Origin of the sequence: Methanimicrococcus stummii (genome assembly GCF_032594435.1) — an archaeon.
Taxonomy (GTDB): domain Archaea; phylum Halobacteriota; class Methanosarcinia; order Methanosarcinales; family Methanosarcinaceae; genus Methanimicrococcus; species Methanimicrococcus stummii.
This window is the reverse complement of record NZ_CP131062.1, coordinates 201,962-226,011: the sequence shown is the minus strand read 5'-3', so window position 1 is coordinate 226,011 and position 24,050 is coordinate 201,962. Positions and strand designations below refer to the sequence as shown.

The following is a 24,050-nucleotide window of genomic DNA, read 5'->3' as shown; positions in this document are numbered from 1 at the left end:
TTATTCGCCTCGAAACAGATTTTCGGGAGAATCCAATGAGCGGATAACACCAAAGTGATTTTGCCAGCCGACATCTGTTTTTCCGACGCAGACGGTGCACACGCCAAGCGGCGGAACACCGCGCAGAACATCCGGCTTTGAATCGGTTTTTGGAAGTTCTTTGATTCGTTTCAGCAAATAACGCATATTTGTTCCGGAAAGGGCATCGGTTTCAATAATATCGATTTCAGAAGAGACTTCGCGGACAGCTTCTCTGAAAACTTCCTTTTCGGCTTGGGACACCAAATCAATTTTTGTAACGATGACGGCATCGGCAAAAGTAATCATCGGCGCCATTTTAAGCGGCGTATGGATTCCGGAAATCGCCGGAACGACGCACAGCCCGAAAGAATGAGACGTGTAAGGCGTACATCGAAGACAAAGTCCCGCGCTTTCATAAATTAAGTAATCGGCGCCGACGGATTCGGCCCACTCGACCGCATCCTGAAGAACCATAATTCCCATGTGATCGGGGCACATGTCGCCGGAATAAACTTTTTTCGTCGGGATTTTAAATTCGGCGGCGAGTTCTTCATCTTCAAAAGCTCGAACGACATCGATTTTCAAATACGCGGCTTTAAATTCCGGGAGCAGATTTTTGAGAATTTGGCGAACAACGGCAGTCTTTCCTGCGCTCGGAGGACCGGCAACCGTAATCAAACGAACTGTCATGTGAAAACCTCTTTTTTTAAATCGACAGAATTTGACTCAACCAAATTCGGATCGGCAAAATTTGAGTCGGTGTGGGTTGAGTCGACGTGGTTTGAATCAGTAAGATTTAAATCGGCCAGAATTTCTCCCCTCCGGATACGTTCCCGAAAAGCGGAAAGTTCTCGATCCATTCCGGAAATGCGCAACAAAACTTCTTTTTCACATCCGTTCGGTTCTAAAATACATTTCACGGTTCCGTTTTCCATGACAATTCGGCGGTCGGTTAAAAGAGAAACATACGGATCGTGTGTGACAAAAATTGTTGTTTTGCCGAGCGTTCGAAGTTCTTCGATGACTTTTTCTTTAAAAATTCCGGCATTTTCCAATTCGTCTAAAAGAAGAATCGGTGTATCGGAAATAATGACGGCATCGGCGATGAAAAGAGAGCGGGTTTGACCGCCGGAAAGAGATGAAACACGCATGTCGGCATGAATTTTTTCGCCCGTGAATTTGTTGGCGGTAGAAATCGTTTTTTCCAAAACATCGTTTTCGGAGATTTTTCGGGAACGGATATGCATTTCCAAAAATTTGCGCACGGTTAAATCCGCTAAACATTTCGTATTTTGAGTAATCATTGCAATCGGTTTTTTAGACGGGTCGCGAATGAAATCATCCGGCGGCAAACAGCCGTTGATGAGAATTGTGCGACCGGTTGCGGTATCGCCTTGAGCTAAGACTTCGATGTCGTTGATAAAAGCTGTTTTTCCGGAACCGGTTGAGCCGACAACGGATAAAACATCGCCGGGCGAAAGGATGATTTCGGAAAATGTTTCAACTGCACCGCATTTATTTTTGCCGGGAAGAATTGTCAATGAATGAATTGTTTTTGAAAAGGACATAGAGAGTGATTTTGATTAATTAAATATGAATGTTGGCACAAAACTGAATTTATTGTACAAAAAGGAAAGAATGAAAAATGCGAATTTTTTGAAAACATGACGAGTCGTATAAAGAAGATAAATTGAATATTTTAAAAATTGTACAATTGTCATAATATTGAAAAATCATAAATTCGACCGAGTTGGGTTATACTTTTGTAGAATATATTCAAAAATTATCCGAATCAGGCATAAATGAATTCAAAAAAGAATTGACATGTTATTTTTCCGTTTTCGTTCCCTTTATATACATTGATTCATTCTAATTTTACGCAAGTTTTCATAACCACATTCTGCCGCTTTCATATGAGGCAGACTTCTTGCAAACAACTCAAAAAAGGAGTTAACAGAAATGGATAAACAAACACAGGACGTTCTTGAAATTCTGGAACAAAACGCGAAAGCGACTCCCGAAGAAATTTCAGAACTCACCAGAATTCCGCCGGCTGAAGTTCGAGAAATGATTCGGACGCTTGAAGCGGCGGGCGTGATTCGAAGCTATAAAACAATCATTGATTGGTCATTAGTCGAAGGTCCGTACGCGTACGCGTTTGTCCATTTGAAAGCGTCACTTAAAAGGGGTCACGGATATCAGAAATTGGCTGACAGAATCTGCAAATTTCCGGAAGTCCGGTCACTGCGTATCATATCAGGCGAAGATTATGATTTGGAATTCATGATCAAAGGAAAATCCACAGGCGATATCGCAACCTTTGTCATGGAAAAAATCGCGACGCTCGACCAAGTTCAGAGCACATCGACACACTTCATTTTAAAAACATTCAAAGAAGACGGTGTAATTTTGGAAGAGAAAAAAGAGCTGAAAAGACTTCAAGTTTCACCGTGAGGAATAAAAAATGACGCAAATTCCAAAACAAACTCCGAGAAAAGTGGATCTCGATTATTCAAAATACATCACCAACAAAATGCAATATGTGCCGCCGTCAGGAATCAGAAAGTATTTCGACATCGCGGCAGGCATTGAAGATGTGATTTCTCTCGGCGTCGGCGAACCCGATTTCGTGACACCCTGGCATATTCGCGAAATGTGCATTCATTCACTTGAAAAAGGCGAAACCGCTTATACTTCCAATTACGGCATTCCCGAATTGCGCGAAGAAATCGTCAAGAGATACAAACGAGATTACAGAATGGATTACGACTCCGACAAAGAAGTTCTCGTGACAACCGGCGTTTCAGAAGCGTTAGACATTGCGATTCGCGCGGTGACGGATCCTGGAGATGAAATTCTCATCGTTCAGCCGACTTATGTCGCTTACATTCCCGAAATCATTTTAAGCGGCGGCGTTCCTGTTGTCGTTAAAACGGCCGCCGAAAATGAATTTAAGATTTTGCCGGAGGAACTCGAAGCCAAAATCACGCCGAAGACGAAGGCGATTATTATCAATTACCCCCATAATCCGACCGGCGCCGTCATGACGCGCGAGGATTATGAAAGAATCGCGCCGATCATTGAAAAGCATGATTTGATTGTGATTTCGGATGAAGTTTACGAATGCATGACTTACGACGGCGTTCACACGCCGTTTTCCGCAATCGACGGCATGAGAGAAAGAACGATTCTTCTCAACGGATTTTCAAAATCGTACGCGATGACAGGTCTTCGCCTCGGCTACATTTTAGCGCCGCCTGAACTGATTTCCGCAATGATGATGATTCACCAATACTGCATGATGTGCGCGCCTGTGACATCACAAATCGGCGGCATTGAAGCGCTCAAAAACGGCGAAGAGGAAATGAAATCCATGGTTCGCGAATTTAACCGCCGCCGCATTTTAATCGTTGACGGCTTTAACAGCCTCGGTTTAGATTGTTTCGAGCCCAAAGGCGCTTTCTATGCGTTTCCGTCCATCAAATCGACGGGGCTGACATCGGAACAATTCGCCGACAAATTCTTTGCCGACCAGCATGTTATCACAATCCCGGGAACCGCATTCGGCGAGGCCGGCGAAGGTCACATGAGATGCGCTTACGCGACATCGCGCGACGATATTAAAATCGCGCTGGACCGGTTTGAAGATTTCTTAAAAACGATTTAAAATGAAACGAAGTGGAAACTTTGTTTCATATTTTTACAATTTTAAAAAAAGAATTTATTTGATTTTCAAATAAATCAAAAATTTAAAGTTCCGATTTCATCTCATTAAGAACGTCTTTAATGAGCGATTTCAAATACTCTTTTTTAACATCTTCAATATTATGCGTCTCGGATGCCGAAGACAAAGAATGATCATATCTTTTAAAGAATTCATTTAAAGCGATTCGGATGATGACGGAACGCTTTAATTTTGTCATTTTGGAAAGATGTTCCAATTTATTAAAAAGATAGAAACTCAAGGAAACCGATATGTTTTTTGTTTCGCTGTCAGTCTCTGCAATCAGCTGATGAATCATTGAATAATCAAAAAAAGGATCGTTTTCATAAATCGAAAGCTGTCCGACAAATTCCGCGGCGGCGACATTGATAACATCAGAAACATTTGAAAATTCCGATGTTTGAAGCAACTCCCCATCTATTTTTTCAGACAAATTCTCACTTATTGTAACCGTGATTGTTTTCTTTTTATGAGTGAGAAAATCTTTGGGGATTTGTTCGACATTTGAATCATTTGCCATTGAAGTTATTTTGAGGTTATTAAAAAATATTAAGTATTAGACGTATAAATACAACATTTTTTTCTAAATTGTTAAAATAATAATTTTTTAGGAAAATTATTAAATAAAAGGTTGTTAAAATAATATTTTTAAGAAGTAGAACAAAATGCAATAAAATTGGTATGAAAATTCTGCTTAATTATTAATAGAGAGGTGTAAAATGAATCGTTCGTTTTTGTTTTTATCTAAGGGGTTAAATAACAATAAAAAACAAATGAATATGAAAATTGCCGCCGTATTGGGAATTATCATAATCGGAATTGTACTCGGTGTATCCGGATGTATTGAAGAAGAGTACACGGTTACTTATGCGCCGGGAGACCATGGAACCTTTTCAAGCCAAACGACAAGTAATCTTACAAACGGTACCGCAACTCCAAAAGCACCGGCTGTCATTGGTGAACCGGGATATGATTTCAATGGGTGGTCGCCTTCGGTTAAATCTGTTGTGACCGAAAATGTGACATATACAGCGCAATGGGTAAAAGTTCCCCCGAGTATTGAAATTACAAGTAAGAATATTCGAACCGACATTTCCGGTTTGCATTATTACACATATGTAGATGTCAGCGTTCACAATTATGGCGGTGACGGAAATGCCGTTGTTTGGACGACTGTTTATCAAGGAAATAAAAACTGGACAAAATCCCAGCCTGTGTATTTAAACGGAAGAGGAACGCAGAATTTAATGTTTACATTCATAGAACCCAGTTTATGGGATTCAAATACAATCAAATACTCAGTTTGGGTAGAAAACCAATATATTTTGTGAAACAAAATTTTTTGTTTCACTTTTTCTTTTTAAATTCAACATTTACTTTACAGCTGCCGCCGTTCGCGCGCGTGCCGCACATTTTCTTGGATTTTTCAAAATAGAACTCACAATTTGCATTTGTTTTTAAAACCCAACTCGATTGAAAAAATCAGCTGAAAACGCCGCCGTTGTATTTTTTCTGAATGAAATAAATCCAAACGACTGCCGCAATCAGAATAATTATTAAAACGGCAACGGATAGAATTACGTCAACAGGCCACAGCAATACACTGACCAAAGGAGCGATGCCGATTAAAATCATGGCAAACCCCATTTTTTGACCGTACCCTTTGAAATCGGTGACATTTTTTTGATGATAATCGTGAATTAAATCCGTTTTTCCGTTGTAGATGAAATAACCCAACATGAGACAAAGAAAACTTGAAAATAACATCACTGATAAATAAATTAGAAAGCTCGCGTCCATGAAAAACCTCCAAAACGGAATTTAGGAAAACGAATCATAAATAGGTTTGCAGAAACGAATAATCCCTAACGTGTCGGAAAAAGACCGATAAAGAGAAATTCAGCTTAAAAAACTTTCTCTTTTTTTGAAAATATTTTTTCCATTCGGAAAAAGCAATATTTCATGAACCGCAGAAACAGATTTTAAACGAAATTGAAACGCAATGTTTAAAACCAGAATTTTGTTTTACGTTCTTGAGAAATTATGGAAATAGGTATAGAAATCATCATCATTGCGATTTATCTCATTGCGATGCTCATCATCGGTTTCGTGACCCAAAGAATCGGGTCCTCCTCTTCCAAAGGGTATTTGGTTGCAAACAGAAATGTCGGCGCGCTGTTGATTGGCGGAACGCTTTTTGCGACATTCTGGGGTGGCGGAACGGTTATGGGCGGCGCAGGTGCAGCTCTTGACTCATACAATTTAGGCACAGTTGCCGACCCGTGGGCTTCGGGTATTACGCTTATTATTATGGCCATGTTTATGGTCCCGCTTTTGCTGAAAATGAAAATGGGAACGCTTGGCGAAATGTACCGCATTCGATTCGGAAAACGCGGCGCGTACGTCGCGTCTATTCTTTCGGTTCCGACATTGATTGCGTGGACAGCCGTTCAAATGGTTGCCATCGGCAAAATGCTGAATTTATTCATCGGCGTCGAACCGTGGATCAGTATGCTTTTGGCCGGCGGTATTGTTATCGTTTACACTTACATGGGCGGCATGCTCGCGGTCATTTGGACCGACAACATTCAAGCCGCTGTTATTATTTTAGGTCTTTTAGTTTTGATTCCGGCAGCTGTCTGCTACATCGCAGCCGGCGGCAATCCCGATTTCACGCTGAATTTGAATAATATGATTTCGGGTCTCGGCATCATCAAAGAGAATACGCCCAACGATTTCTGGACGCTTTTCCCGTCGGCTGATCCCGATCATCCAAGCGGCATGGTGCGCACGGTGAAAGGCATTTTGCTTTGGGCCGCCGCCTGGTGCGGTATGGGTCTCGGCAGTTTGGCCTCTTTAGACATCACGCAGCGTGTTTTGACCGCAAGAGATGAAAAAGCCGCGAAAAGTGGTCTTGTCGCAGGCGCCGGTCTTTACTGGATTGCCGGCCTCGGTCCGATTTTCATCGGTCTTTTGGGCATTGTGATGACACAGCTCGGCTTCTTCTCGGGTCCAGAATTGGCGACGCTTGCCAGTGATTCCGAAGTGATTGTCCCGATGCTTGCTCAAAAACTGCTTCACCCAATTCCGATGGCAATTTTCATCGGCTCTTTGATGGCCGCGATTATGTCAACATCAAGCTCAACGATTTTCGCATCAGCTGCCGTCATTTCAACGGTTTTGATTCCGGGAACGGTCGGCGAAAAACAAACGGTTGAAAACGATATGAAAGCCATTCGTCTGACGAAAATATTGGTCGTCGTTATCGGCATTTTCTGTATCGGCATCAGTATGCTTGCCGTCAGTTTGTATGATTTGATGATTTTCGGATTTACGCTTTTGTTCGCCTGTTTATTCTGGGCGGTCGTTTGCGGTTTGTTCTGGAAAAAGGCGAATGTTCCCGGCGGAATCGCGTCCATGCTTGTCGGCATTACGTTTTCGATGTTGGGCTGCCTTTATTTATCGATTCAGGCAGGCGGTCTTGTGATCGTTCCGCCCGACGCGGAATGGGAAATTTATTTCACGTTTATTCCGTGGCTCTTCTCAGGCATTGCGATGTTTGCGGTATCGCTTCTGACGCAAAAGAAACACCCGCCGCTTCCGCTGACGGACACGGACGGCAATGTTTTGAAATGGCCTGAGCTTGCGAAAAAATAAGAATAAATTATTGACGGGAATTATTCCCGTTCATTTCTTTTTTTATTTTTTTAAATTTTTTACAACTTTTTTTGAACTTTTCACACGTTTTTGATAAAACTTGTCAGCGAAATTTTATAATTTCGCGGATTATTTTTCCTTGATATAGTTATCGTTTTTGAAAAAATCAGAACGCCTATTAATGTTTAAGAGGTTGGCTCATTTGCAGTAAATCGTTTTGTCTCAGGGTTTGCTGCCATCTTAACAAATAAAAGAGGATAACTATGAAAAACAATTTTAAAAACATCGGGAAAGCACTTTTGCTTTCTTTTTTGATTTTGCTCGCGCTGACCGGAACGGCAGCCGCAAAGGAATGGACCGTCGGCGCGACAGGAGCTGATTTCCAAACATTGCCCGAAGCCGTGACAGCCGCTTCTGACGGCGACACGATTCTCATCAGCGCCGGACTTTATGAAACGTCGGCAAATATCAGCGTCGGGAAAACACTGACGATTGAAGGCGCGGATCGCGAAACCGTGATTTTGGATTTAGGCGGATTTTCAATCATTCCGAAAAAAGAAAACTTCGTTCTCCGCAATGTGACGATTTACAACGGATCCAACGGCATCAATCTTCAAACAAATGCAAACGATGCCGTCATTGAAAATTGTATTTTTGACAGCCTGACGCACAAAGACGGCATTAAGCTTGCCAAAGACGGCGCTGTTTTCAAAAACAATATCGTCAAAAACATGAACGGTTTTACGACTGCCGTTAACGTCACCGGAAATGAGGTTCAAATCATCGGAAACACATTATCCGGGCTTTCCGGAAGCGGCAACGCGGCCAGAATCTTGTGTCTTGAAAATGCAAGCGATGCGCTCATCGAAGGCAACACCATTACAAACAATGCCGGCGAAGCAATCCGTTTGTGGAAAGCGGAAACCGCAAACGCCGTGATTACGAAAAATACAATTTCCGGAAACACGCAAAAAGGAATTTACCTTTACGCCGCCGGTGAAAATAACGAAATTTATTTGAACAACATTTTTGACAACGCCGGCGGAAATGTTGCAAGTTCCGGAGCGCTTCCGGACGTTGTTTCATTCAACAGCCCGAGCAGCCTGACTCTCGTTTACAACAGCCAATCCTGGACCGGAAATCCCGGCAATTACTGGGGCGACGACTATGACGGCGCCGACAACGGCAAAGGAATCGGAAGCACTCAAAAAACAATTTTGGACAAGTATGCCGATCTTTCTCCGTTAATGTATTCTTTTGCCGCGTATTCCGCAGAATCCGGAAACGAGAATCCCGAACAGCCCGAAGAACCGGAAATTCCAGGACCGCAGCCCGGTAAAACAGGAAATCCGATTTCAATGACAACAAACATTTTACCGTCGCTTTCGGTTTCATTCTCAATCGACTCTCTTGACTTCGGCGACTTGGCCGCGGGACAGACAAGCGCGCCCAAAGATCTTGAAATTACAAACAGCGGCGGCTGTGATGTCAAAGTGACCGCGGAAGTCACCGAATCATCTGATGATTTGTACAAGAGAGGCATTTGGATTGATAACGAATTCTGGCCCGACTTTGAAAAAGTTGTTGAAAATGGCGAAACCGAAATTTCAGAAGTTGTCTTAAAAGTTCCCGCTGATTATTCCGGCACAGGAAATGTTGACGGCACTTTGATTTTCTGGGTTGAAGCCTGTTAAATAAAAAACAAAAAAGAATCAGGAAATAAAAAATCCGAAAATAAAAACTAAAAATCAAAAAATTAAAAAAATGGAAATCATCGCAAGATGATTTCTTTATTTTTTGTTTTTTGAAATTAAATTGATTTTAATTCGGGATTATCATCAATAAACAAAATCACGACTTTATCGCCGATTTCCGTTTTCAGCCTTTGTGCCAAAACGCGCATCCCCGGATTTTCCGTCGCGTAATGACCGGCGTCAATAATTGTCATGTCGCCGCGCTCACGCAAAACGTCACTGTGTTTGAGCTCGGAAGACAAAAACGCGTCAACGCCGTTTGCTTTGGCGATGGAAAGCGCGTGTCGGTTGAGACAGCTGCCGCCGCAAATCATTACTTTTCGAATCGTTTTATCGCCGGCGTAAAGAAGCGGCGCGTTTAACTTTTCGGAAACGGTTTTGACAAACGTTTCCGTTTCAATCGGATCAACCGTTCCGATGATCCCGAAATCCGTCATGAATGTTTTTTTGAGTCCGAACATGTCGGCCAAAACAGTATTGATGCCGCCTTCCGCGTTATCGTAATTGGTGTGCATCGCGTAAATGGAAATGTTGTTGTCAAACGCGATTTTCAGGCGTTTTGCCAAATCTTCGGGAATCACCATAATCGGATGAAAAAGCGGTGTGTGGTGGCAAATCAAAAGATCTGCGCCGAAATTCGCCGCCTTTTGAAGAACGGCATCCGTGACATCTAATGTGACAGCGATTTTTTGAATATTTCTGTTTTTTGTGTACAGCAAATCTAAAATCAAACCGATTCTGCCGTTGTCGAAATCATCAGCAATTTCGGGCGGCGCGATTTGTTCCAGTAATTGAATTAAATCCTCTTGCTTCATAATTTCAAAAAAGGTCTGCATCCTTTAAATAGAAGACGACAATATTCATGCCCATACAAGAGACTGATTGATTTCTTGATTAAATCAATCTCCAATCACCCCCAAATAAAAGAGGTTAAGAAAATGACAATCCCTCCCGTGTCCCATAAGCCGAAACACGGCATTAAAAGAAAGAAAAATTTAGCGAAATTGAAAAGCCGCCAGAAAGTCAAAACGATGGAAAAAATCGAGAAGAAGAACAATGCCGTCACTTTTGAAGTTGTTTTTGTCGGCCGGTCCAATGTCGGAAAATCCACGCTTTTGAAAAATCTGACCGGCCGAAATGTCCGGACAGGAAAACGTCCGGGTGTGACGCTGAAGCCGACACACCTTTATTTTGACGACTTTTTAATCACCGACATGCCGGGCTTCGGTTTCATGTCAGGCGTTACAAAAGAGAAATCAGAAGATGTGAAAAACAATATTGTTCAATATATCGAAGAGCATGCCGACCGCATTTTTTTGGCGGTTCAAGTCATTGACGGGCCGGCGTTTGTTGAAATCGTTGAGCGCTGGGACGCGCGCGAAGAAATTCCGATTGATTTGGAACTTCACGATTTCTTGGAAGAAATGGAAATTATCCCGATTATCGCCGCCAACAAAATGGATCGCGTCAAAGAAGATGAAAAAGATGCGTTGCTCAATGATGTCGTTGAAATTTTCGGATACGAAGGAAACTGGAAAGAAAGCGGCGCGCTTGTTGCGCCGGTCAGCGCTCGCGGCGGCGACATTCGACCGCTTGTATCGCATTTGAAAAATGAGTTCCATAAAATGAAACGCGACGATTTGTTTAAACATTTCAAATGAGGAGAGGAAAAAATGACAACGATTCATGAAATTGCCGAAAAAATTATCGCGGAAGGACCGATTTGCGATCACTGCCTCGGCCGCCAATTCGCGAAATTATCAACGGGGCTTTCCAATGACGAGCGCGGCAGATCTGTGAAACTGGCGCTTGCCATGGATGCTGACCGCCGCTTCAAAGACGACGGCGACGACGCGCTTCTCTTAGAAATCGCGCCTTCCAGCATTCACGCTCAAAAAACATTGGCAAAAGAAAACAAAACGGAAATTGAAGCCGAGCCCGCCGTTGAAAAATGTTGGGTTTGCTTAGACATTTTCAAAAATTTGGATTTCTGGGCGGACATGGCAATTGAAAAACTTCAGGGAATTGAATACGAAACGTTTTTGGCCGGCACAAAACTCAGCGGTCTTCTCAGCGAAAACGAAGAAATTTTGTGGGAACAAGCCGGAACCGCCTACGCCGAACAGCTGAAAAGCGAACTCAACCGCGAAATCGGAAAAATCATTTCACAAAAAACCGGCAAAACGGTTGCGTTTTCCAATCCCGATATCATGATTACATTTGATATTGCCAAGAAAGAAGCGGACTTAAACATTCGCTCGCTTTACATTTACGGCAGATATCAAAAGAAAGTCCGCGGCATTCCGCAAACCAAATGGCCGTGCAGAAACTGCCACGGCAGCGGCTGCGACAACTGCGGCGGCACCGGCAAACAGTATCCCGAATCCGTCGGCGAACTGGCCGGCTACCCGCTTTGGAAAGCCGCGCAATCGGAAGACGTTGTTTTCCACGGCGCGGGCCGAGAAGACATTGACGCGCTCATGCTCGGAACAGGCCGCCCGTTTGTTTTGGAAGCAAAAGCACCACTGATTCGAACTTTGGATTTGGCGGCGCTTGAAAAGGAAATCAACGAATACGCCGCCGGAAAAGTCGAAGTTTCCAAACTTTCGATTTGCGGCAAAGATATGGTTGAAAAACTGAAAACGGAGAAAGCGACAAAAACATACCGCCTCAAAATTAAATTTGAAGCGCCGGTGACAAACGACGTGCTGACAACCGTTTTAAAAGAATTGGAAGGGAAAGAAATCAATCAGAACACGCCCAATCGCGTCAAACACAGACGCGCTGATTTGTGCCGCAACCGAACCGTGCACACCGCCGAATTGGAGCGAACGGAAACCGAAGGGACATTTGATATCGCGTGGGTGAAAATTCATTGCGACGGCGGCCTTTACGTCAAAGAATTGACGTCAAGCGATGAAGGCCGGACTGTTCCAAGCATTGCGGGACTTCTCGGCATCGGCGCGAAAGTGGACGAATTGGACGTTATTGAAGTGGACATTAAAGACGCAGAGTGAAATGCGGCACCGCGCGCGAGCCTGCAAGCTTTTCAAAATTCTGAAAATCGTCCTGCGTTTTTTAATTTAAACGAAAAATCATGAAAAACAAACAGAATCAAATCCGAAAAAGCATATGTTTATTAAGGTTGGATTTGTATTCTGTTTTCTTCTATTCGATAAACTTAATATACCAAAATAATTATTCATGGCTTAACTTTGATTAAAAACGCATGAAAATAATTGTTTTTTCATTATCAAGAGAAAAAGCGGCTTAAACGAAACTAAACCGCTGACAGGGACTGCCCTTTAAAGAGCAATTTCTGAAACGATCAAAATATTGATCAAGAACCGGTTTCGGTTCATAAATTACGTTCATCCCATCACTACATGACAACGTTAACGTCATTATTTAGGAGGATTTAAAAATGTCATCAAAATCAGCAGGCGAAAGACGCTGCACAAGATATAAATTAAAGAACTCGATTCGCGAGAGAGGTACTTCTGCACCGAGCAGAGCCATTCAGGAATTCGAAGAAGGACAAATGGTCCACATCGACATCGACGCAAGCACCCAACACGGCCACCCGAACCCTAAATTCCAGGGCTCCACCGGCAAAGTGATTGGTCAGCGCGGCCGCGCATATATTTTAAGTGTCAGAGACGGAAGAGCTCAAAAAGAAGTCATCTCCCTCCCCCAGCACTTAAAACCCCAAAAATACAATTAATTAAAAAATAAACGAAAGGCTTGATTTTATTTAAATAAAATTAAGCCTTACTCTTTTTATTCATAAATAAAAACTCAGTTGCAAATGAGTGAAAAATATTCGATCGGAAGTGTTTTGAAATGATTGTCAAAGAAGTTGTCGAAGAAGAGCTCTTAACCCTTGCCGAAGTCAAGGAAATGTTGACTCAAATTATGGAAGAAAGACGTGAAGAAAGCGACGAAGAACAAGTTTACGAGTTCAGAAAAGCTTTGAACCACGCTGAAATTTTCTCAAAATTAAGCGCTGCCGATGCGAAAGAATTGGTTGCCAAATTATTGGAATTTGAAAAAATGAGACCGACCGTTGCCGTCAGAATCACAGACATTTTGCCGCAATCCAGAGACGAGCTCAGATCCATTTACGCCAAAGAAAAATATACATTGAAAGATGAAGAATTAGACGCCATTTTAGATGTCGTCAGACAATACGCCTGAGGCGTAAAACACTTCATTCATTTTCACTTATTTTGAAAAATAGTTTAAAAGGTTTTTTTAAAAAGAACCTTTTATATTACATTATTTTCTTAATCAGTTCTGTCTGACGAAAACAGAAACTGACATTTGAAAAACAAATTCTGTTATTTCAAATGAAATCATTTCAGCATGACAATGATCAGCCGCAAAGAAGCGGCGAAAGAGGGACAAAAATGAAAAGTAACGATTGGCCGGAATCCGGCGATTATGTTGTTTGTAATGTCACAAACGTGACAGACTTCGGCGCTTATGTCGAACTTGAAGAATTTAAAGAAAAAGAAGGTTTTATTCACATTTCTGAAATCAAAGCTGGCTGGGTCAAATATGTCCGCGATTACATTCGCGAAGGACAAAAAGTTGTCTGTAAAGTGCTCAACATTGACAAAACCCGCGGTCACATTGATTTATCCTTAAAAGATGTCAACGAACATCAGAAAAGAACCAAAATTCAGCTTTGGAAAAACGAACAAAAAGCTGAAAAATGGATTCAAATCGCAGCCGAAGCCGCCGGTTTTGATGAAAAAATGGTTGAAGAGCTTTACCATGATTTCGTTTCGGAATTCGGAAGCGCTTACACCGCGTTTGAAGAAGCCGCAATCGCCGGCGAATCCGCGTTTGACAGCATGTCTGTTAACAAAAAGATGATTGAAGCCGTTGTCAATGTCGCGCGCGAAAACATCAAAGACGCATTCGTTGAAATCGCAGGCTATGTCGATTTAACGACAAACGCGCCTGACGGCATTGAAATCATTCGCGAATCTTTAAAAGCGGCGGCAGATGCAATTGATGATGAAGAAGTGCGCGTTGAAGTGACTTATGTCGGCTCACCGCGTTACAGAATTAAAGTCGTTGCGCCGGATTACAAAAAAGCGGAAGCCGTTTTAAAGAAAGCGTCAACCGCATCAATTAAAGTTATCACGGACCAAGGCGGCGAAGGTCTCTTCAACCGCCACATTGAATCCGTTAAATCGTAATCGGACAAAAATAAATCCGGTGATGAAATGGGAAAGCGAATTAAAAAATGTCAAGGCTGCGGAAGATATACGCTGTCGGATACTTGTCCCGATTGCGGCGGCGTTTGTGTCAGCCCGAAGCCGGCTTCCTATTCACCGGAAGACCGATACGGCAAATACCGCAGAATTTACAGGCAAAATTTGTCTTCCCAAAAGGAATAAACCGCAATAATACCGAATTAATACCCTTTATATCGGGGGTTTAAAATGAAAGAAGAAATAATTTATCACATTGATCAAAACGTTCTTGAATTAAACAATCCGGTCATGATTGTCGGCCTTCCGGGCGTCGGTCATGTCGGAAAATTGGTTGCCGATCATTTGACGGAAGCGTTGGACGCTCAAAAAGTTGCGGAAGTTTATTCCGAGCATTTTCCGCCGCAGGTGATGGTCAAAGAAGACAGCACGGTCGAACTTGTCGGAAACAGACTTTATTTGGCGAGAACGGAAAAAACGGATTTATTGATTTTAGCCGGGGATTCACAAAGTAACGATCCTGCCGGCCATTACAAACTTTGTGAAATTTATCTTGATTTCGCGTCACAGTTTAAAGTGAAACGCATTTTTACACTCGGCGGTTATCCGACAGGCGTGATGACGGATGAAAATTACGTCATCGGCGCGGTCAACAACGCAGATTTAATTGAAGAGCTGAAAGAAAAAGGAATTCAATTTAATCCGTCCGAGCCGCCGGGAGGAATCGTCGGCGCGTCAGGTTTAATTTTATCATTCGCGAAATTCAGAAATATCGACGCGGCATGTTTAATGGGAACAACAACGGGATACATTGCCGATCCGAAAAGCTCAAAAGTTCTTCTCGGAAAATTGTGCGGCATCTTGGATATTGAAGTCAACATGGATGCGCTTGATGAAAAAATCAAAGATATGGACCAAATCGTTGAAAAAATCAAAGATTCCGTTTCAGGCGAAGAATCCGACGAATATTACGAATCGCCGGCAACAGATGAAGATTTGGTTTATTTCGGTTGAATAAATTTAATTTTCATTTTTTATTTTTAATTCAATTGTTTTATTTTGTGTTATTATTTTAATATCGTTTTAATTATTGTTTTAATTTTTATGTAACATATCTTAAAAATTAAAGGCGGAAACAGAAATGACACTTTTCGGAACAAACGGTGTCCGGGGAATCGTAAATGAAGACCTGACACCCGAAGTCGCGCTGAATTTGGCGCGCAGTTTAGCTGTTTTTTTACTGGGAAAGAAAAGTGAAACCGACCGGCGTTCTGCACCGGTTGTCATACTCGGAACAGACACAAGAATTTCCGGAATGATGTTAAAATCCGCCGCGGCATCGGGTTTACTAGCAAGCGGCATTGCGATAACGGATGTCGGCGTTGTTCCGACGCCGTCTCTTCAATATTATGTCAAAAACCATTCGGAAGCGGATGCCGGAATCATTATTACCGCATCACACAATCCGCGCGAATACAACGGCATTAAATTAATCGCAGAAGACGGAACGGAATTTTCAAGAGATGATGAAAAACGCATCGAGGCGATTTACAATTCCAAAAAGTTTGTCGGCGCGGCCTGGTCAAAAACCGGCGATATTTGTTTTGATCAAAACTGCAACGATGATTATTTAGCAGGCATTTTGGCGATTATTGACAGAAAAGCGATTGAGAAAAAACAATTCAAAGTACTGACCGATACCGGAAACGGCGCAGGCTCGCTGACAATGCCGAGACTGATGAGCAGTTTGGGCTGCAGCGTGCTGGCGCTCGGCGCGCAGCCGGACGGTACTTTCCCATGGCGGAATCCGGAACCTGTCCCCGACGCGCTCAAAGAAGCGGCGGCGCTGATGACCGAGTCCGGCTTTGATCTCGGAATCGCGCAGGATGGAGATGCTGACCGCGCGGTTTTCATTGACGAAAAAGGCGAATTTATTGATGACGAAATAATGCTCGCCGCGGTCGAGAAATATATTCTTCACAAAGAAAAAGGACCGGTTGTCACAACCGTCAGCACATCTCAGCGTTTTACGGATATTGCAAAAGACGAAGAAGTTGATATTTATTACACCGCGGTCGGCTCTGTCGATGTCGGCCGAAAAATGGTTGAAGTCGGCGCGGTTTTCGGCGGCGAAGGAAACGGCGGCATTATTTATCCGCGCCATCAGGTTTGCCGAGACGGCGCGATGGCGGCGGCGCTTGTTTTAGAAATGCTTGCGCACACAGGAATGAAGGCATCCGATATTAAAAGCACGGTTCCGACTTATTTTAATGAAAAAGAAAAAATTCGCCTGCAAGATAAAGATTTGAAAAAAACGATGGCGGAAATTACGAATAAAATCATCGCCGACAAAGATGAAATTAATTATACGGAAGCCGAAAGGATTGACGGTTTGAAATTGTGGTTCGGCAGCGGCTGGCTTTTGATTCGCCCGTCGGGAACGGAGCCGATTATTCGAATAACAGCCGAAGCAAAAAACGAAGAAGACACTTTGAAATATTTGGAAATTGGTAAAAAATATGTGAATGAAGCGGCGCGCTGAAAACCGCCGCTGATATTTTAAGATAATTTGAGAAAATATAATTCTTCTAATCGTTCTTTCGTTAAAGGGCAATTGATTAATTCGTCAAATTGTTCATTTTCCAATTGCAATTGTTTAATCATGGAAAACAAAATCGGACCATTGTACTCGACCATTCCGCGACTGATAAAAGTTTGAACGGTTGACTTCCGGCCTTTGTTTTGCCAAATATAATATTTGTGATGTTTTTTATTATATTCTTTAAATCCTTTTTTTAAAAGCGCGGATTCGATATCCCTTGTTTTGTATGTTTTTGACTGCATTCGCGACTCTCCAAGTATTCTGTCAGAAGTTTCTTAAGCCGAATGCTTTCCGGTGCCAGGCGCTGCTCATCTTCCAAAACATATTCTTCCCACAAAAAAGAAAAATGCTGTTCGATTTCTAAAACCGCAGTTTCTAAATTCTCCGAAAAAGAAAAAAGATTAAAAACGGCGTTTTCGATGATGTATAATTCGTCTTCATACCGGAAATTCAGCTCAAGCGGCCTGCGCAATATCAAAGAAGGGTCAGGAGAAATAAATCCGTTCAAACAATAAGAAACGGAATCGGACATTTCAGTAAGCAAGCGGCTGATTTCATGAAGCGGCAAAGAGTCGGAAGGCAGAGACAAATCGAATTGAGAAATTTCCGTAACCATTTTTATCACCTGAATTTAAAATAACAATTAAACCGAAGATATTTAAATGATTTTAAATTTTTTTGAATGTTATAGATTTGAAAAAAATAAAAACGGAACAGAAAAATACAAAAAATCAAGACCGATTGCATAAACCAAGATGAAAAACAAAAACCGGAAAATGAAAAACAAAAAAAAACGAGAAAAACAAAAAAGAAATCAGAGAATCAAAATTGATTCTCATTCATTTTAAAAAGTATCCAATTGCCCGCTTGAAACCAATTCCGTAATCTTCTTTGTATCAGCAAGCCAAGCGTCTGTAATTCCTTCGGCTTCTTTTCTCATGGAATCGAATTTAACGCCGTCTTTGACGCTGATTTGAACGCTCGCGACAAGCGGTTTGTCAATCGGCTGACCGATTTGGGACAAAAGCTTGACATAAACGTCGTCGATGCCGTCGAGTTCGGAGGCGATTTGTCTTGCAATTTGCGTTGACATGAGGTTGTAGATTTTTCCGATGTGGTTAATCGGGTTTTTGCCGCTTGTTGCTTCCATGCTCATCGGACGGTTCGGCGTAATCAAACCGTTGCAGCGGTTGCCGCGGCCGACAGAGCCGTCATCGCCCATTTCGGCGGATGTGCCGGTGACGGTTAAGAAAACAGATTCTTTTTCGATGTTGTCCGCCGTGTTGACATTAACATCAACGTTCCTGGAAGTGTATTTCGGAACTAAGTCTTTCACATAGTCTTCCAACTGTTCTTTGTAATTGACATAAGCGCCGATGTCGTCAACGTATTTGTCAACCATGCCGCAGCAGATTGTTAAGGAAATGTCTTCGCCATTTCTGAGACCCATGACTTTAATGTCTTCGCCGATGGCGTTAAATCCCTTTTTCTTTTTCAAATCTTCAATCAAAGAGCGTTCCGTGTTGTAAACAATGTTTTCAAGTTCTGAAAACGGCGCATGGCCGACACCGAATGAAGTGTCGTTTGCCATCGGGACGTAACCTTCGCGGCCGAAAACGTCGGACAAATCGGAAGAGCCGCGGCCGAATTTGCAGTCAATAATGACATCGGAATCCAAATCGAGATTCGGAATCGTGTTTTTCAAATAATTGCGCGCGGTTTTGATGGCAAGCGTATCGGTTGCGATATCAACGTCGCCGAACGCTTTGGTCGCGCGGCCGACAAGTAAAATGAAAATGGGATGAATAACCTGACCGCCGCCGAATTTAGGAATTGAATGACCGGCCGCGATTTGCGTTTCATCGGTGTTGTGATGCAAAATAACGCCGCATTTGTCCAAATATTCCTTACAGAAAGCGCGGCTGACCGCCTCAGCCAAGCCGTCTGCGATACTGTCCGGGTGACCGATGCCTTTTCGTTCGACCAGTTCGATTTGCTGCTTTTCGATGGGCGTTTCCATATATTGCTCAACGCAAACGTTTCTTTGACTCATGTAAAACACATCCTTTTTTAATAATTAAGCCTCAAATAATCGTTTTTAGATGGGGTCTGCTTTCTCTTCGATTCTTTCCCAAAAGCAGACGTTTTTAAATTTAAATAAAATTGATTTTGATGTAAAATAAAATCAGGAATTAATCTTATTGAAGCGATACTATATAATCGTTACACTTAAGTATAACTGACAGTAATATGGCGAAATGATTTTCGGTAATAATATCCGCATTTTTATCAAAAGGATTTGATAAGAAAACAACCGGATTTGACAAACCGACCAAAAATTATTCGGCAATATTCACATTTTGAATGATTCGAAAATTTCCGATAATCTCTAAAAATTCTTAAACAAACAAAGTTTTTATAAACACAGTGTCTCAATAAAGCTATACAAATAGCTTCTATAGTTCATTAAAACATAATAAAATTAAGGAAAATTAAAATGATTCGAATTGCGATTCCGAATAAAGGCCGCCTCCACGAACCGACATTGGCATTGTTCAAAGATGCCGGCCTTCCCGTTTTCGGCGGCGGGCACGAAAGCCGACAATTGATTTCAAAAACAACCGACCCGGAAATTACGTTTATTTTCGCGAGAGCCGCAGACATTCCGCTTTACGTGGAAGAAGGAACGGCCGACCTCGGAATTACGGGGCTTGATTTGATTACGGAAAGAAATGCGGAAGTCGAATGCCTCATTGATTTAAAATACGGCAGTTCACGCCTTGTTTTGGCAGTTCCCGAAACATCCGAGATTCAAAAACCCGAAGAGCTGTCCGGAAAACGCGTCGCGACGGAATTCCCGGAAATTACGAGACAATATTTTGAATTCAATAAAATCAAAGACGTTGAAGTGATTCAAGTCAGCGGCGCCTGCGAAATGACGCCGCACATCGGCGTTGCCGAAGCGATTGTTGACATCACCAGTTCGGGAACAACGATGATGATCAACAAATTAAGAGCGATTGACGTTGTTTTTGATTCAAAGGTCTTTTTAATCGCCAATAAAAAAAGTTTGGCGGCGCAGGAAAAGATCAAAGATGTTGAAACCGCGTTAGAAAGCGTTCTTTTGGCAAAAACCAAAAGATATGTGATGATGAATCTGCCGGCAGCGGCGCTTCACGACGTTTAGAAGATTCTCCCCGGCATGAACGGTCCGACCGTCATGGAAGTTCAAAGTACAAAAGAAGGTGAGAAAATGTTTGCCGTTCACGCGGTTGTCGATTCGGATTCCATTTTTTCAGTCGTCCGCAAGTTAAAAATTCTCGGCGCAAGAGACATTTTGGTTTTGCCGGTCGAGCGTTTAATTCCGTGAGGGGAACATGTTTCAAATCATTCCGGCCGTTGATATGAAAGGCGGCAAATGCGTCCAGCTCGTCCAAGGCGTTCCCGGCAGCGAAATGGTTTCCCTTGACGATCCGGCGGCGGCGGCGCTGAACTGGGTCGCACGCGGCGCGAAAACGCTTCACCTCATCGATTTGGACGGCGCTTTTGAAGGCAAAAGGAAGAACGGACAAATCATCGAAGACATTGTTGCGCGCGCAAAACCGCTCGGCATTGAAATTCAAATCGGCGGCGGCATTCGTTCATTTGAGGATGCGGAAACGCTGCTTTCGGCCGGCGCCGACCGTGTCATTCTCAGCACGATTGCGATGCAAAATCCGCAAATCATTCGCGAGATTTCTGAAAGTTTCGGAAAATCGGCGGTTGTTGTCGGCTTGGATGCGAAAAACGGAAAAGTCGCAATCGAAGGCTGGACAAAACTTTCAGAGAAGAGCCCGACAGATGTGGGAAAACAATTTGAAGATTTGGGCGCGGGCTACATTCTGTTTACAAATATCGACACAGAAGGACTTCTCAAAGGTGTTGATGTCAAGCCGACGAAGGATTTGATTGATTCTGTCAGCATTCCGGTGATTGCATCGGGCGGCGTCGCATCAACCGATGATTTATTGAAGCTTCGGGATGCCGGCGCGTACGGCGCAGTTGTCGGAAGCGCACTTTACACGGATAAATTTACGTTAGAAGAAGCGATTGCCGTTTTAGAGAAATAAAATAAATAATAGAAACGGCAATATTGTCATATTTATAAAAGAGGAAAGAACGATGTCACAATCCAGAAAAGCTTCAGTCTCCCGGAAAACAAAAGAGACGGACATTACGATTGAAATCAATTTAGACGGCAGCGGAAAGTCCGCAATAGACACGGGCATCGGTTTTTTTGACCACATGTTAGACGCGTTTTCACGCCACTCCGGCTACGACCTGACGGTCAAAGCCGTCGGTGATTTGCACGTTGACGCGCACCACTTGGTGGAAGACTCGGGAATCGTCCTCGGCCAAGCGGTGGCAGACGCGCTCGGCGACAAGCGCGGCATTGCCCGATTCGGCGAAGCGCGCATCCCGATGGACGAAGCGCTCGCAGAAGTTGCGATTGACATCAGCGGCCGCAGCTTTTTGGTAATGGAAGCGGATTTCTTTTCGCCTGTTGTCGGCACTTACAGCACGCAGATGACGAAACACTTCTTTGAATCATTCGCATCCGCGGCCGGCATTAATATGAATATGAAAGTCGAAGGCGACAACGATCACCACAAAACGGAAGCGCTTTTTAAGGCGTTCGCCTACGCCATGAAAAGAGCGACCGTTATTGAAGGACAGGAAATTAAAAGCACGAAAGGCGTGCTTTAATTTCATTCATTTTTATTTTTTCGTTTTGGTTTGCCGCCGCGCGCGAAAGCATCATTTTTTCAAAATATTGAAAAGGGGCAGCTGCGTTTTTTTAAAATTGTGACAAATTATGAGCAGAGCTCATATTAATTCATCAGAATTATTCATTCCAATTGTCATGACTTCAACCAAGCCCTTTTTTTAAAATCGTAATGAGGAATTGAAATGATTATGTTTGTCGGTAATATCATGATTTAGCGTGATATTTTTCACTAAAAAGGTTTATATTCTACTTCAAATCAGTTAAAATTATGATGAAAGAAAAGCGAATTATTCCTTGTCTTGACCTTCTTCTTGATGAGAACGGTGGTAGAGTTGTCAAAGGCATTGAGTTTGAAGAACTCAAAGATGCCGGAGATCCGGTTGAATTTGCCAAAAAATACGAAGCGCAAGGCGCTGACGAACTTGTATTTTTAGATATTACGGCATCGGTTCAAGGAAGAGAAACGATTCTTGACGTGATTAAAAGAGCGGCCGAATCGCTTACAATTCCGTTTACAATCGGCGGCGGCATTTCAACGCTTGAAAACGTTCAAAAGAATTTGGACGCGGGCGCGACAAAAGTTTCAATTAACACGGCCGGCGTTAAAAATCCGGAATTTATTTCAAAAGCGATTGAAGAGTTTGGCGCAAACAGAATTGTGATTGCAATCGATTGCAAAAGAAACCCCGACATCAGTGTCGAAGGCGTGAATGTTTTTGAAGAAAACGGCCAAAAATTCTGGTACGAAGTCGCGATTATGGGCGGAAACGAGCACACCGGAATGGATACCGTGGAATGGGCCAAGCAAGTCGAAGCACTCGGCGCTTATGAAATCCTTTTGACCAGCAAAGACCGCGACGGCACTTGCGACGGATACGACCTCCCGATTACGCGCGCCGTTGCCGAAGCCGTTTCAATCCCGGTCATCGCGTCAGGCGGTGTCGGAACGCTGGAACACATGGTCGAAGGTGTCACGGAAGGCGATGCCGGCGCTGTTTTGGCGGCAAGCATTTTCCACTTTGATAAATATACGGTCGGCGATGTCAAAGAAGAATTCCGCAAGAGAGGAATTCCCGTTAAGGATTAAGTTTTTACTTAATTCTTTTTTACATTTTTAAAAATAAAAAATACGAACCGGGCGATTACAAATCGCCCTTTTTTATTCATTTTTTTGTTTTAGTTTTGTTTATTCATTTAATTTCATTTTTGCGATTTCTTTTTTCGATCAAATAAATACCATCCGACAGCGATTGCCGCAATAATGAGAATGAGAATCGGAATCCAAATCGGATATTTGGGATAATAACAACCGATTTCGCTTGGGGGTTCAAAAACCGGATTGTAAGAACAGTCAACGATGTTTGAACCGTAATTTTCATTGAAACCGCCGATAAACAAATTTTCATCAACCGGAGAATATGACAAGCCTGTTGCCGAACAATTCGTAATATTTCCCCGATAAATATAACCGATAAAACCGCCCGCGTTTTCATTTTTTGCCGTCGCGGATATATCGGAAGAACTGTCCGAAATATCACAATTGCGAATCAATCCCGCAAAGCCGCCGACGTTGCTGTTTCCGAAAACGGCAGCTTCGTTTCCCATAACGGAGCAATTGACAATTTTCGGAACCGCATTTTCAACAAGACCGGTAATTTTGTAGTGAAACGCATTTGTCCCGTTGCTTGCGATTCCGACAAAAGCGCCGACATTTGAATCGTTTTGATTGAGAATGTCGCCGTTATAAACAATCGTTAAATTTCGAATTTCGGCATCGCCGCGAATGTTTCCGAAAAAACCGTAACCTTGGCTGCCGGCATCAATCGTCGGGCCGAACGGTTGCCCAAATAAAACATCTTTCGTGAAAATAATAGCGTGGCCGTTGCCTTCAAATTCCCCTGTGAACGGTGAATTGGAATAACCGATGCAACGCCATGTCGAATCGCTGATGACAATATCAGACTCCAGATAATAAACGCCGTCTAACGGCCATTCCGCGCCGATTTTTAAAAGATCGGTTTCGGATTCAATCGTCTCAGAAAAACGCGGATCAACGACAGAAAGAGCATCTGAAACCGAAAGCGAACATAAAAGGAACAGCAGAACAAAAAGGATGGATTGATATTTCATGAGAATCACATTTTTTAAATTTTTAATGAGAAGACACAACGCATCTTTTTAAAAGTTTCGATTTTTAAAAACGGAATATTTTTCAATTCAATTGTATCGGATTTATGAAATTTAATCATCTTTTTAAAGCAGAAACCCGTTGTGTCAAAACATATCTTGAAAATTAAAT

24 protein-coding genes and 1 pseudogene are annotated in these 24,050 nt (G+C 42.7%); 17 read left to right on the top strand and 8 right to left on the bottom strand.

Going from position 1 to position 24,050, the window contains the following annotated elements; genetic code table 11:
* Both MmiEs2_RS01130 and MmiEs2_RS01125 read right to left on the bottom strand, forming a co-directional pair.
* Positions 1 to 711, bottom strand: coding sequence for a GTP-binding protein (locus MmiEs2_RS01130; protein ID WP_316559604.1), 711 nt, complete (start codon positions 709 to 711; stop codon positions 1 to 3).
* Positions 708 to 1,562, bottom strand: coding sequence for an ATP-binding cassette domain-containing protein (locus MmiEs2_RS01125; protein WP_316559603.1), 855 nt, complete (start codon positions 1,560 to 1,562; stop codon positions 708 to 710). Before MmiEs2_RS01125 ends, MmiEs2_RS01130 begins: the two co-directional genes overlap by 4 nt.
* Positions 1,563 to 1,980: 418 nt before the next feature.
* Between MmiEs2_RS01125 and MmiEs2_RS01120 the strand changes: the two genes are divergently transcribed.
* Together MmiEs2_RS01120 and MmiEs2_RS01115 are read left to right on the top strand one after the other, a co-directional pair.
* Complete coding sequence (locus MmiEs2_RS01120; RefSeq protein ID WP_316559602.1) at positions 1,981 to 2,475, top strand: Lrp/AsnC family transcriptional regulator; 495 nt, start codon at positions 1,981 to 1,983, stop codon at positions 2,473 to 2,475.
* A gap of 10 nt (positions 2,476 to 2,485) precedes the next feature.
* Positions 2,486 to 3,688 carry an aminotransferase class I/II-fold pyridoxal phosphate-dependent enzyme gene (locus tag MmiEs2_RS01115; protein WP_420891230.1) on the top strand — a complete coding sequence of 401 codons (1,203 nt, stop codon included), beginning with the start codon at positions 2,486 to 2,488 and terminating at the stop codon, positions 3,686 to 3,688.
* Between the two features lie 82 nt (positions 3,689 to 3,770).
* Here the strand turns inward: MmiEs2_RS01115 and MmiEs2_RS01110 are convergent, their stop codons facing one another.
* Positions 3,771 to 4,178, bottom strand: coding sequence for a hypothetical protein (locus MmiEs2_RS01110; protein WP_316559601.1), 408 nt, complete (start codon positions 4,176 to 4,178; stop codon positions 3,771 to 3,773).
* A 340-nt stretch (positions 4,179 to 4,518) separates the two neighbouring features.
* Here MmiEs2_RS01110 and MmiEs2_RS01105 point away from each other — a divergent pair, with 340 nt between their 5' ends.
* Positions 4,519 to 5,076, top strand: coding sequence for a hypothetical protein (locus tag MmiEs2_RS01105; protein WP_316559600.1), 558 nt, complete (start codon positions 4,519 to 4,521; stop codon positions 5,074 to 5,076).
* A gap of 151 nt (positions 5,077 to 5,227) precedes the next feature.
* On the opposite strand, the gene MmiEs2_RS01100 is transcribed toward MmiEs2_RS01105, so the two are convergent.
* Complete coding sequence (locus MmiEs2_RS01100; RefSeq protein ID WP_316559599.1) at positions 5,228 to 5,512, bottom strand: DUF3784 domain-containing protein; 285 nt, start codon at positions 5,510 to 5,512, stop codon at positions 5,228 to 5,230.
* Positions 5,513 to 5,788: 276 nt separating this feature from the next.
* On the opposite strand from MmiEs2_RS01100, the gene MmiEs2_RS01095 reads away from it, so the two are divergent.
* Both MmiEs2_RS01095 and MmiEs2_RS01090 read left to right on the top strand, forming a co-directional pair.
* A complete protein-coding gene (locus MmiEs2_RS01095) occupies positions 5,789 to 7,402 on the top strand; it encodes a sodium:solute symporter family transporter (protein ID WP_316559598.1) in 1,614 nt (537 codons plus the stop codon).
* 263 nt (positions 7,403 to 7,665) lie between these two features.
* Positions 7,666 to 9,096 (top strand): right-handed parallel beta-helix repeat-containing protein, encoded by a 1,431-nt coding sequence (locus MmiEs2_RS01090; protein ID WP_316559597.1) that lies wholly within the window; start codon positions 7,666 to 7,668, stop codon positions 9,094 to 9,096.
* Positions 9,097 to 9,212: 116 nt separating this feature from the next.
* Here MmiEs2_RS01090 and MmiEs2_RS01085 read toward each other — a convergent pair whose 3' ends face one another.
* Positions 9,213 to 9,992, bottom strand: a complete 780-nt coding sequence (locus MmiEs2_RS01085) for a Nif3-like dinuclear metal center hexameric protein (protein WP_316559596.1) — start codon at positions 9,990 to 9,992, stop codon at positions 9,213 to 9,215.
* Positions 9,993 to 10,187: 195 nt separating this feature from the next.
* On the opposite strand from MmiEs2_RS01085, the gene engB reads away from it, so the two are divergent.
* The 8 genes from engB to glmM all read left to right on the top strand — a co-directional run bounded on the left by engB (position 10,188) and on the right by glmM (position 16,923).
* Positions 10,188 to 10,817, top strand: coding sequence for a GTP-binding protein EngB (engB, locus tag MmiEs2_RS01080; RefSeq protein WP_316560213.1), 630 nt, complete (start codon positions 10,188 to 10,190; stop codon positions 10,815 to 10,817).
* Positions 10,818 to 10,829: 12 nt separating this feature from the next.
* The gene (locus MmiEs2_RS01075) at positions 10,830 to 12,173 is read left to right on the top strand and encodes a tRNA pseudouridine(54/55) synthase Pus10 (protein ID WP_316559595.1); all 1,344 of its coding nucleotides are present in this window, start codon (positions 10,830 to 10,832) and stop codon (positions 12,171 to 12,173) included.
* Positions 12,174 to 12,580: 407 nt separating this feature from the next.
* On the top strand, positions 12,581 to 12,880 hold the full coding sequence (locus tag MmiEs2_RS01070; protein WP_316559594.1) for a 50S ribosomal protein L21e: 300 nt from the start codon (positions 12,581 to 12,583) through the stop codon (positions 12,878 to 12,880).
* A gap of 119 nt (positions 12,881 to 12,999) precedes the next feature.
* A complete protein-coding gene (locus MmiEs2_RS01065) occupies positions 13,000 to 13,353 on the top strand; it encodes an RNA polymerase Rpb4 family protein (RefSeq protein WP_316559593.1) in 354 nt (117 codons plus the stop codon).
* Positions 13,354 to 13,565: 212 nt separating this feature from the next.
* Positions 13,566 to 14,366, top strand: a complete 801-nt coding sequence (locus MmiEs2_RS01060; protein WP_316559592.1) for a translation initiation factor IF-2 subunit alpha — start codon at positions 13,566 to 13,568, stop codon at positions 14,364 to 14,366.
* A gap of 27 nt (positions 14,367 to 14,393) precedes the next feature.
* Complete coding sequence (locus MmiEs2_RS01055) at positions 14,394 to 14,567, top strand: RNA-protein complex protein Nop10 (protein WP_316559591.1); 174 nt, start codon at positions 14,394 to 14,396, stop codon at positions 14,565 to 14,567.
* A 45-nt stretch (positions 14,568 to 14,612) separates the two neighbouring features.
* The gene (locus tag MmiEs2_RS01050) at positions 14,613 to 15,395 is read left to right on the top strand and encodes a proteasome assembly chaperone family protein (protein ID WP_316559590.1); all 783 of its coding nucleotides are present in this window, start codon (positions 14,613 to 14,615) and stop codon (positions 15,393 to 15,395) included.
* 127 nt (positions 15,396 to 15,522) lie between these two features.
* Positions 15,523 to 16,923 carry a phosphoglucosamine mutase gene (glmM, locus tag MmiEs2_RS01045; protein WP_316559589.1) on the top strand — a complete coding sequence of 467 codons (1,401 nt, stop codon included), beginning with the start codon at positions 15,523 to 15,525 and terminating at the stop codon, positions 16,921 to 16,923.
* Between the two features lie 253 nt (positions 16,924 to 17,176).
* On the opposite strand, the gene MmiEs2_RS01040 is transcribed toward glmM, so the two are convergent.
* Complete coding sequence (locus MmiEs2_RS01040) at positions 17,177 to 17,599, bottom strand: hypothetical protein (protein WP_316559588.1); 423 nt, start codon at positions 17,597 to 17,599, stop codon at positions 17,177 to 17,179.
* A 228-nt stretch (positions 17,600 to 17,827) separates the two neighbouring features.
* Positions 17,828 to 19,036, bottom strand: a complete 1,209-nt coding sequence (locus MmiEs2_RS01035; protein ID WP_316559587.1) for a methionine adenosyltransferase — start codon at positions 19,034 to 19,036, stop codon at positions 17,828 to 17,830.
* Between the two features lie 444 nt (positions 19,037 to 19,480).
* Between MmiEs2_RS01035 and hisG the strand changes: the two are divergent.
* From hisG to hisF, 4 genes and pseudogenes are all read left to right on the top strand, one after another.
* Positions 19,481 to 20,353, top strand: a pseudogene (gene hisG / locus MmiEs2_RS01030) (ATP phosphoribosyltransferase).
* A 7-nt stretch (positions 20,354 to 20,360) separates the two neighbouring features.
* Positions 20,361 to 21,092, top strand: coding sequence for a 1-(5-phosphoribosyl)-5-[(5-phosphoribosylamino)methylideneamino]imidazole-4-carboxamide isomerase (hisA, locus tag MmiEs2_RS01025; RefSeq protein WP_316559586.1), 732 nt, complete (start codon positions 20,361 to 20,363; stop codon positions 21,090 to 21,092).
* 52 nt (positions 21,093 to 21,144) lie between these two features.
* Positions 21,145 to 21,729 carry an imidazoleglycerol-phosphate dehydratase HisB gene (hisB, locus tag MmiEs2_RS01020; protein ID WP_316559585.1) on the top strand — a complete coding sequence of 195 codons (585 nt, stop codon included), beginning with the start codon at positions 21,145 to 21,147 and terminating at the stop codon, positions 21,727 to 21,729.
* Between the two features lie 293 nt (positions 21,730 to 22,022).
* On the top strand, positions 22,023 to 22,838 hold the full coding sequence (gene hisF / locus MmiEs2_RS01015; protein ID WP_316560212.1) for an imidazole glycerol phosphate synthase subunit HisF: 816 nt from the start codon (positions 22,023 to 22,025) through the stop codon (positions 22,836 to 22,838).
* A gap of 113 nt (positions 22,839 to 22,951) precedes the next feature.
* Here hisF and MmiEs2_RS01010 read toward each other — a convergent pair whose 3' ends face one another.
* Positions 22,952 to 23,881: a GLUG motif-containing protein gene (locus MmiEs2_RS01010; RefSeq protein WP_316559584.1), complete on the bottom strand. Its 930-nt coding sequence runs from the start codon at positions 23,879 to 23,881 to the stop codon at positions 22,952 to 22,954.
* Positions 23,882 to 24,050 lie beyond the last annotated feature (169 nt).